The following is a 6556-nucleotide window of genomic DNA, read 5'->3' on the forward strand; positions in this document are numbered from 1 at the left end:
GACAGCAAGCGGTTCATCAAAAAGTTGGAACGAGCGCTCAATGATACAGGGGGGCAGAGGGGCAGAGGGGCAGAGGGGAAAGAATTTATACAAGAACTCTCCCCTGCTCCTCCGCTCCCCTGCACCCCTGCTCTCTTCGATGATGATACGCCGGAATCAGCCGAAGACCGACAGCTACGGGTGTGGGCTATTCACTCGGAAAATAGCGGTTCTGAAGAGAATGTGATTTTCATCAGGGAGATTAACATTGCTATTAAGGATCTTGACGCTTTTTTAGCTACTCCCAGTCTCGGTACAGGGGTTGACATTTCCAACTATCATTTTGATGCGGTGTTTGGTGTGTTTCATGCTGTAAGTCAGTCTGCTACAGAATGCGCCCAGCAATTATGGCGGTATCGTCCCAATGTCCCCATGTATATATGGGTTGCTCCGCGTCCTCCCTTTGGTTACGCCGAAACCAATGCGCGACGAATCAAGGAAAAAATTCTTCAGAAGAATGAGATGACCGCGTTTTTAATTCGCATTAACAGAGAAACAGGCAAACGTGGGGCTGAGAAGGATTGGGCGTTAGATACGAGTTGTCAGATTGAAGCGCAACGGAATTGGTCTATCAATCATTTACGGGCTGATTTGCGATCGCTCTTAGAGGAAATGGGCAATACCATTATTTCTGCTGGGGATGGTACTGATGATACAGCTTCTCGGTGGATGAAGGCGGCGGGAATTGCCGTCGATTCGGAGCATTACCGGAAAGTGGCTAATGCCAAAGATATTGACAGAAGGACTTATGCGGCTAGGCAGCACCAAGATTATCTCAAACCAGAAGAAGCTTTGGAATGTGAGAAATTTCGGATACAGGATACCTACGGCATGAGCGTTACCCCGGAATTGGTTGAAAAAGACGATGGGGGGCGGTTAATTAAGAAGATAGTCGCACTGGAGGCAATATTAGCCCCAAGCGGAGAGACAATTACCGATGACCTTGGGCGGGAGTTTGTTGCACCGCCGAATATTGTGGTGGAGCGGGACAAGACGGAGCGCGATCGCTTGGCAATCTGTACTGACTGGAGCAATCATTCCACGTCTTGGCTTATGCGTCATCGCTTGGGACTGAGAGCGGTGTTGATGGATCTGATGGCTGGGGTTGAGATCAAAGGGGACGAGGCGATGATTCAGGTTTTAGCAGAGTTCTCTAAACGCAACGCATCTCACGTTAAAGGCATTCTTAATCTGACCATTCCCCTTGATGAATCGTCAATCTGGATTTTGGGGCAGTATCTCACTCAACTGGGTTTGTCCACATCTTCACGGCGACCGCTTGAAGATGGTAAGCGCGTTAGGTACTATCGGCTAAATACTGAGGATGTCGAGTTTGCCCAGAAGGTGCTGTCATATCGGCAACAGCAACGAGAACAGAAGGAACGGAAACACCAGTCAGAACTTGCTCAGAATGCAGCTTATGCAGCTAGGATGCAGACTATGTATGGAATTAACCCTCCGTCCACACCCCCCATTAATGTAATTGGAGATAATAATTGCGGGGGTATGGACGGGGAAGTTAAGGAGGTGGATACACTTAATGATCCCTGGTGGCAGCAGGTAAAATATTATGCTCAGTTAGCGATTGAGCGGTTTGAATATGGGGTGGAGTCAGTTAAAGAATTACTCAGTACCCTAACGATTGATGAGCGGTGGGGCGCGATCTTCAAGTTTGAGGATATTGACCCGAATAAGTTTGCTCAACTGGTGGCAGATGCCCCCGATTGGGTGGAATGGATGGCGTAAATCATCCCCTGATTGAGTTGAATACAAGTAGGTGGACAAAAATATTTACCCTGGTTGTGAGCGTAATCAAATGAAGCGTACCCCTTCTCAAAAGCCAGCTACGCGCAGCGTCAGAATTGGCAAGGGGGCGAATGCTCAACATCTAGTCATTTTTGGGGCGAGAAGCACACCCTGCCCGGATTTCTCAGACTTTTCGGTAATTTGTGAAGTTAGCCAACAGTATCTGTTGATACTCACAACCCATGCTTGTCATACCAAGTAAGATAGCGTTGTAAGCGATCGCGCTGGTAACTCGGCTTGCTAATACCGTGGGATTGCTCAGGATAAATAATTAATTGAGTATCAACCCCTAAACTTTTGAGTGCATCATACATCTGCTCGGAGTTCTGCAATGGAATAACAGTATCTTGCTCGCCACTCAGAAATAGTGTTGGCGTGACAATTCGGTCGGCGTGCAGGAACGGAAAGGAAACTCGTAGCCAAGTATTGAGGTTTTTCCACGGTACTCCCAGTTCCTGCTCGTAGTCATAAAACTCGTTAGTACCGTATCCTGCCAAAAAATTGGAAATACTAGCTCCACTTACCGCAGCTTTGAAACGGGTATCTTGGGCGATAGTATAGTTTGTTAAGATACCACCGTAGCTCCATCCACCGATTCCTAACCGAGATGGATCGGCTATCCCTTGTGCCTCAACGTAGTCAACAGCAGCAAGGACATCTTGGACATCTTTATTTCCCCAATCAGCATAAATAGCCTTTGAGAAGGCTTCACCCCGTCCCGAACTACCCCGTGGATTAACTGCAACTACAACATAGCCGTGAGCTGCAAACAGCTGCCAGTCAAACATAAACTGGTTTGTGTACTGCCCGACTGGGCCACCATGAAGCTGAACGAGTGTTGGGTATTTCTTTCCTGGTTGAAAATTTGGTGGTTTGACTAAGAAACCGTGGATTTGGGTGCCATCTTTACTCTTGAAACTAATTTCTTCCGTCGTTGCTAATACAAGTTGGACAAGCAATTCCTGGTTTTGGTGTGATATTGAACGCAGTTGAGTGCCTTTGAGGGTGAAAACCTCACTCGGTTCCTGTGGTATTGAGGATAACAAGGCAATCCTATCGTCACTCCCCAAGTCAAAAGCGCTGATATCTCTATATCCAGCTAGCAATCGCTCTATCTTGCCGCCTGCTACTGGTACTTTTGCGAGGTGAACATTACCATCGTCTTCCAGCAAAAACAGAATTGATTTGCCATCAGATGTAAAGCGTGGCTTAACAACATTGCGATCAAGATTTGCTGTTAATAGACGTGGAGTACCTCCTTCCGTTGGAATAACCGCAAGATGGTAAACGGCGTACTCAAGTAGCTTTTGAGATCCTCCTTGCACGTAGGCTATTAACTTCCCATCTGGACTCCAAACAGGTCGGCTATCCCAGGAGGGATCGCAATTGGGACTTTCATTGGTAGTTATTTGACGTACTTTTGCTCCTGGTTGAGCAACGATAGTATAGACATCCCAATTGTTATGGCGATGAAAATCAACACCACGCTTGCTGACAAAAGCAATCTTGTTCCCATCTGGAGACCATTCGGGCAAATATTCATTAAACTCACCTGGTGTCAGAATATCTGCTTTGTGAGTTGCTAAGTCAAACAGGTAGAGATGTTGCCGACTTTTTTCGAGATATCCTTTAAAGCGATCAATGACAATTGGCTGTGCGGTCTTTTGTTCGTTGTGAGTTTTTTGGGGTGGATCTTCGGCGATTACAGCTAGTTGTTTGCCGTCGGGTGACCAAACGAAATCAGAAACGCCTCCTGGAAAATGTGAAATCTTTTCTGCTTCTCCACCGGCAAGGTTCAGCAGCCAAATTTGATTGCCTTCACTCTCGGACTGACGACTGGAGAGAAAGATCAGGTACTTTCCATCAGGACTGAAACGAGGGGAACTTTTGCTATCTTTGCTGTTAGTTAATTTTCGGGTGCGGGAGCCATCCCACGAAGTCATATAAATATTGTTGTTGACAGAATCATTCTTGATATCGGTACTCTTGACCGTATAGCCTATCCAGGCTCCATCTTGAGAAATTTGCGGTTCGCTGACTTGGTGGAGAGCAGACAGATCGTCTAGGTTAATCAGCCGCTTGGACGTTGCCTGAACCTTGAGACTCATACTAATCAAAGCAGCGATCGCACCACAAGCTAATGCGAGTTCTCTGAACCTTTTCATTTTTGTTGTAAAAATTAGCACGGACGCTTATCTTACATCTGTTAGTCACTTTGATGGCTATTAATTGCAACTATAGGACTCATATTTGATTTGTGAAAAAATTTAAGTATCTATAGCTCACCAAAACCCTTACGTGGTAGGCATTACCAGTTCTAAGTGTATTTCAATATTCAAGTATGAATCCTATATATATCTGAAAATTAAAGTATTAAGTAAACCAAAAAGTTTTTCAAAAAGGGCGATCGCTATGCACGGGGAAGGTATCAGCGCAGGTAAGCAAAAACTTGCATCTAGCAGTAGTGAAAAATTCAAGTTGCCTCGCCATCGCGCAGAACGAAAATTCAGTAATACCAAACGAATGAATATTAATAAATTTTAAACTTCCTCGTAAATGTATAATTTTGTTGTTTAGTTATTTTTCTGATAAAAACTATGGGTATAATCCCCATGTTTGGCTTAGTAGTCTTTATTACAGGCTTGTCCCTTTACTTGCTACTGACCTCAAAAAGTCGATTTGGCCTGAAATCTGTGGTGACAAAAATAAAGCGCCAAGAGTGGAGATTCAGATATAGCAAGCTGAACTACCTGAGATCAAGATTTTCAAAGACTATAACAATTGCTGCCATGATCGTGGCAGCAGTAATAGCTGGAAATACTGTATCAGCACAGGTGACAGCGCCGCCTCTAGCTTCGCTCAAAAGCGTATCGGTTCCGCAGCCTGACAATCTTGGAGACTTCGTAAAAGACAAAGTAGCCGCGATTAAGTTAGGAAAGGCTCTGTTTTGGGATATGCAGGTTGGGAGCGATGGACAGACTTCCTGTGCTAGTTGTCACTTCCATGCTGGAGCCGACAATAGATCCAAAAATCAGATCAATCCTGGGCTTTTGCGGATCAATGCCGATGGTACAGGGAATCCAGATACAGTTTTTGATTTAGGTGGCGCACCAAACTACCATCTCAAGCCAGAAGATTTTCCCTTTCACAAGCTATCCAGTGATTCTACGACCGTTGTATCTGACCGTAACGATGTCAGTTCCTCTCAGGGGGTTTTCAATACGAAGTTTGTGGATGTGATACCTGGTAGTGCGGAAGACCAAGTAACAAACGAGCCAGATCCGGTGTTTAACGTGGGTGGCATAAATGTGCGCCGCGTCGAACCGCGCAACACGCCAAGCGTGATTAATGCAGCATTCAACTTCCGCAACTTTTGGGACGGAAAGGCACAAAACATCTTTAATGGGGTGAATTCCTTTGGTTTGAGAGACCCTTACGCCTCCATAGTCAAGGCTGAAAAACCAAATCAGCTTGAATTTGTCAAAGTCAGTTTGAATAATTCGTCTTTAGCTTCCCAAGCGATGTCCCCGCCACTCAGTTCCTTCGAGACATCTGCGGATGGTCGCACTTTTCAAGAAATTGGTGATAAGTTCGGAGGAACTAGTAAGGGTAAAAAACTCCCCCGAAAACTTGCGAAAAAGTTATTTACTCTCAGACCGCTAGGTAAACAGGTTGTGCATCGAGACGACAGCGTTTTCGGTGCAGACAGTAGATGGCCTCAGCCCGGACTTAAAGATAGAACTTACGATCAGCTGATTAAAGATGCCTTCAAACCGCAGTGGTGGAAGTCTAATCGACTCATCCAAATTGATGCTGAAGGTAGACGGACTTTTGTCAACAAGCCAGATGGCTCCTTGGAAACCAATGAGTATAGGCTGATAGAGTACAACTTCTCGCTATTCTTCGGGCTTGCGATTCAATTGTACGAGTCTACACTGATTGCTGATGATACGCCCTACGATCGCTTCTTGGAAGGAAACACCACCGCCCTCACCGAACAGCAGCAACAAGGAAACCAACTATTCAATGGCAAAGCTGGCTGCATCGGTTGCCATACCGGATTGGAACTTACTAGTGCCTCGGTGAGCAGTATACAAAAGCAACGACTGGGAACTATAAACATCGGCAATCAAAGATTTGTTTTTGACAATGGCTTCTTCGGTATCGGTGTTAGACCTACCCTAGAAGACCCTGGGGTTGGTGGTAAAGACCCATTTGGCAACCCGCTTTCAGAGCCGAGGGTCGCTGCTTTGGGAGAATTCCCACTACTTCTTGGTTCAAACCCCAATATTACAATTACCTCCAATGACATAGTAGTTGCAGACGGAAGCTTTAAGGCTCCCGGACTACGTAACGTAGAACTCACCGCCCCTTACTTCCACAATGGTGGCTATTTGACTTTGCCGCAAGTGGTGGACTTCTATAATCGTGGCGGAGATTTCCGCCAGGCAAGTGCCATCGCCCCTTTGGGACTAACTGAAGCTGAAAAAGATGACTTGGTGGCTTTCCTGAAAGGGCTTACCGATGAGCGAGTTCTCCATGAGAAAGCGCCCTTTGATCATCCACAACTGTTCGTTCCCAATGGACATCCGGGTGACTCTAGACACGTTACCAATGACGGCACTGGTAAGGCTACAGATAGTCTAATGGAAATTCCTGCTGTTGGTAGAAATGGTGGTATTGGTACTCCAAATTTCCTGAACTAAGTAGG

The 6556-nt window shown here is 45.8% G+C and carries 3 protein-coding genes and 1 pseudogene; 3 read left to right on the forward strand and 1 reads right to left on the reverse strand.

Annotated elements, in window-relative coordinates:
• Together V7K55_RS06265 and V7K55_RS06270 are read left to right on the forward strand one after the other, a co-directional pair.
• Positions 1-1785 (forward strand): annotated as a pseudogene (locus V7K55_RS06265) (bifunctional DNA primase/helicase); the annotation flags it as partial.
• Positions 1786-1855: 70 nt separating this feature from the next.
• On the forward strand, positions 1856-2047 hold the full coding sequence (locus tag V7K55_RS06270) for a hypothetical protein (RefSeq protein ID WP_334829280.1): 192 nt from the start codon (positions 1856-1858) through the stop codon (positions 2045-2047).
• Here the strand turns inward: V7K55_RS06270 and V7K55_RS06275 are convergent.
• The gene (locus V7K55_RS06275; RefSeq protein ID WP_334829282.1) at positions 2019-4010 is read right to left on the reverse strand and encodes a S9 family peptidase; all 1992 of its coding nucleotides are present in this window, start codon (positions 4008-4010) and stop codon (positions 2019-2021) included. The two genes, V7K55_RS06270 and V7K55_RS06275, sit on opposite strands and share 29 nt — an antisense overlap.
• Positions 4011-4634: 624 nt before the next feature.
• Between V7K55_RS06275 and V7K55_RS06280 the strand changes: the two genes are divergently transcribed.
• Positions 4635-6551 carry a cytochrome-c peroxidase gene (locus V7K55_RS06280; RefSeq protein WP_334829284.1) on the forward strand — a complete coding sequence of 639 codons (1917 nt, stop codon included), beginning with the start codon at positions 4635-4637 and terminating at the stop codon, positions 6549-6551.
• Positions 6552-6556 lie beyond the last annotated feature (5 nt).

It is taken from the genome of Nostoc sp., assembly GCF_036919895.1.
Classification (GTDB): Bacteria; Cyanobacteriota; Cyanobacteriia; order Cyanobacteriales; family Nostocaceae; genus Nostoc.